Genomic DNA, 3,909 nt, shown 5'->3' with positions numbered 1-3,909 from the left:
TGATTATTTGTCTATTTTTGTTCATGGCTAAAGGACTATATTTGTTTTGTTTTCAACCACAATATAGTGATAATCAATGAATTATCAAACACTTTAGCCTTTTTTATTTTATATTTTATTCACTTGCGAAACTTGAGTTATCTGTTACTATCGCCAGTGGAAAATCATTCAGCGGATTCAGCATTTTCAACCACCTCGGCGCTTTGGGTCTCCTTGCCCTTGAGATATGAAGGGAGGTTCATTCCGGCCATCTTGAAAAGGTCCTCCAACGGTGGAACCGACTGCATGAGACCTGAAACAAAGTTTGCGGTTGCGGTCTTTCCATCCTTGCCCGAACCATTGTCCCATACTGTGACCTTGTCTATGTTTATGCCCTTGACTGCCTCCACCTGAGTCTTCACGAGTTCCGGCAAGCGGTCCGCTATCATCATGAGCACTGCCTGCTGAGGATCGTTTGCTGCGGCCTGAACCATTCTGTTGAAACCGTCGGCCTGTTTTGAGAGAATCTCAAGAGTACCGCGTGCCTGAGCCTCCATCTTTGCGTAAATTGCATCAGCCTCACCCTGGGCCTTTCTTCTGAACTGCTCTGCAAGGGCTTCAGCCTCAATGATTGCCTTCTCCTTCTCTATCTGAGCGGCAACCACAATGTTTGCCATCTGTGTGGCTTTCTCCCTCTCGGCACGTGCAAGCTCGGCGTCACGCTCCGATTTGTAAGCCTCCTCAAGCGCCTTTGCGGCCTGAACCTTCTCAGCGGCCACTGCCTGACGCTCGGCCTCCGCCTGTCTTTCACGGCGCAGGGCGTCTGACTGGGCGATTGCTATCTTTGAGTTGTTCTCACCTTCAACAGCCTTTGCATTGGCATCGGCTGTCTTGATACGTGTATCCCTTGATGTTTCGGCAATTCTGATATCCTTGTCCCTGTCGGCCTCGGCCTTACCAATCTCACCATAGCGGTTCTGCTCGGCAACGCTCTTCTTGGCGTCATTGATAGCCTTTGCCGCAGCCTCCTTTCCAAGAGCCTCGAGATAACCGGATTCATCACGGATATCGGTGACGTTCACATTGATGAGCTTCAGACCGATTTTCCTGAGCTCGGCCTCAACGTTCGTGCTTACGTTTGCAAGGAACTTGTCACGGTCGGAGTTTATTTCCTCAATGTCCATTGTTGCAATCACAAGACGGAGCTGACCGAAGAGAATATCCGTTGCAATATTGCGTATATCCTCGGTTGAGAGACCAAGAAGACGCTCTGCGGCATTGGTCATGTTGTCCGGCTCGGTTGAAATTGCAACGGTGAAGCGGCAAGGAACGTCAACTCGGATATTCTGTTTTGAAAGCGCATTCGTAAGGTTGCACTCTATTGATATAGGTGTGAGGTCCATGAACGCATAGCTCTGGAACACAGGCCAGATGAATGAAGCGCCTCCATGCACGCACTTTGCAGATGAAATGCCACCCTGTTTGTTTCTTCCTGTTTTTCCGTAGATTACAAGAATCTTGTCTGAAGGGCATCTCTTGTACCTTGCCATGATGGCTGAAAGGCTCACGAAAAGAACCACTACAATGATAACAATAAGATAGATGTACATGATACTATAATTTATAAGGTTAATATTCTTCTACAGCGATGCTTGATCCAACCGCTCAAGTTTCGCAAGCATTTAACTTATCCTTTTTCAAGAACTTACAGAAGGCTTGCGAAACTTGAGTTAAATTATCATGGCACCCGCCTCCTCAACAAGGACCGTGCTGTTGTTCACAACCTCAACCACCTTTATGCAGGCTCCGGTAGGTATTGCAGGCCCGTCGGTGACAGCGTCATATTCCCTCACACAACCATTGATGGTAATCTGAACCTTTCCCTCGCCTTTGCGCTCGCCTGGAACTTTGAGATAAACGCTGCCCTCGCAACCGCTTGCACACTGATACAGATCTATGTTCCCGGACTGCTGCATGGAATTCATCCATTTGAAAAGATACATTATGGCAGCAACCAGTCCTACGCCTATTGCAACTGCTATGAACATAAGCAAGGCAACGGAGTCTATTGACTGCTGAAGGAGAATCGCCGACCAGCCGAAGCCCAGGCAGAAATTCACAAGGTTCCTGAATGTGAGCAGGTTGGAGCCGCTGTCAGAATCGGAATCCGTCCCATCGGCTCCGCTGAAATCGCCATCGTCAGTGGAAAAATCCGAAGAGTCAGCATCGGCCCCAATGAAGGTCATCACGCTCTGAATTACAAAAATCAAAGAAGCTACCAAAGTCACTCCCCAGAGTATCTGCATAGGGAGGCTCAATGAATTCCACCATTCCATATCCAAATGTTTTGATAAATAATTACTGCAAATATACAAAATTTTATTGTTTTACAATAAATATTTAAAAAATTGCTTCTTCGTACGAAAAAAAGCGGCAGGTCACGAAAAAGGCCGCATCAGCGGCCTAGCGGAAGGCGCGAACTTGCTGGAATGCGAAAACTTGCGGCAAGACTGCGAAGAGTTGCGAAAAGCAGCAAGTTCGGTATAGCCCGGGAGCGGTGCAGCGGGGTTTGGGGCAGAGCCCCAATGAAAGAAAAACCGCATCAGCGGCCTAGCGGAGGGCGCGAACTTGCTGGAATGCGAAAACTTGCGGCAAGAAAGCGAAGAGTTGCGAAAAGCAGCAAGTTCGGTATAGCCCGGAGCGGGAATAAACTTAAGCGGCAGGTCACTGGAATATGAAAAATTCCGCCACGGAAAGGCGGAATTTTTCAGATGAAGTGACTGCCGCAATCAGGCAGCTATTTGGTATCGATTTCAAATCTGCAAGTAACGCTGATGCTCACTGAAACCTTGTCAACATCAAGTTCGGTTCCCTGTACCGCATTCGCACCCTCTGCTGAATCCAGCATAGTCATTGACTTGAGCATGTATCTTGGCTGATAACCGCCCTGGGCAATGTTGTAATATGACTGAATATAAATAGGTTTTCCAGTCTTTGCACCAAGGGCTCCGGTGAGTACATCCGCATTCTCCTTTGCCTGACGTGCAGCAGCTGCAAGCAACTCATCCTTTGTCTGCTTCTCAAGTTCGGTTGAAACCTTCATCTGACCGAGATTCATATCATAAATACCCATCCGGCCGAAGCTGTCCATACAGATTGCAAGCTGATTGGCATTGGAAAGCTTCAAAGTGTATGACCTTCTCTCCTGCACCTCATCCTTCTTGAGGAACTTCCTGCGCAGGGCGGCGCCCATATCGTCTATTGTCATGACCTCCTTGGGATTCAAACCCAGATCGGCCACCACCTTGATCATCTCTTTTTCAACGCTCTCCAGAGTCTGAGGTTTCTTCAAATCCTTCTCATACACGGTGATATTCAGAATCAGCTCGTCCGGAACCACCTGCTTATCAACCTTGGCGGTAACTTCAACATATTTCATATTCTCCTGAGCCACGGCCCTGTTGCCAACCATCAGGAAACACATTGCAGCAACTGCCGCCATAATCATAAAACTCTTTTTCATAATCTTCTGACTTTTTAAGTTCTTATCAATCCACCTGCGATAGTATTTTCACCTTCCGCAGGCATCATTGCTCCTATCAAATATCGTTCCATAAATTCCTCCCGTCTCAGGAGCGACAACAAATAATGCATCAGCGGCCGCCCTGTGACATTCCGGGTGCAAATCACGCCTTTTCACACCCTGATTGATTCCGGAAGTGTATTCCGGGCGCAAATCACGCCTTTCCACACCCCGCTGGAGCCGGATGGTGAACTATAAGCTTTGAGATAATGAAACCCTCATGACATAATTTGTAGTCGCCAAAGTTCATGAAAAGGGTTGACGCCCGTCTATATTATATACACCAATATACATTAGACTATGGCAGACATCCAGTTCACACAGGTCGTATCGCGCGGTTGCGGTAT

Annotated in this window: 3 protein-coding genes; all 3 read right to left on the bottom strand. The window is 47.7% G+C overall.

Annotated features, from left to right (window positions below; genetic code table 11):
- Positions 1 to 164 precede the first annotated feature (164 nt).
- A complete protein-coding gene (locus AC06L3_RS01215) occupies positions 165 to 1,589 on the bottom strand; it encodes a flotillin family protein (RefSeq protein WP_475668803.1) in 1,425 nt (474 codons plus the stop codon).
- 120 nt (positions 1,590 to 1,709) lie between these two features.
- Positions 1,710 to 2,315, bottom strand: coding sequence for a hypothetical protein (locus AC06L3_RS01210; protein ID WP_475668802.1), 606 nt, complete (start codon positions 2,313 to 2,315; stop codon positions 1,710 to 1,712).
- Between the two features lie 461 nt (positions 2,316 to 2,776).
- Positions 2,777 to 3,502, bottom strand: coding sequence for an SIMPL domain-containing protein (locus AC06L3_RS01205; RefSeq protein ID WP_475668801.1), 726 nt, complete (start codon positions 3,500 to 3,502; stop codon positions 2,777 to 2,779).
- Between the last annotated feature and the right edge of the window lie 407 nt (positions 3,503 to 3,909).

It is taken from the genome of Candidatus Egerieousia sp. (assembly GCF_056211015.1).
This window is presented reverse-complemented; position numbering and strand designations above follow the sequence as displayed.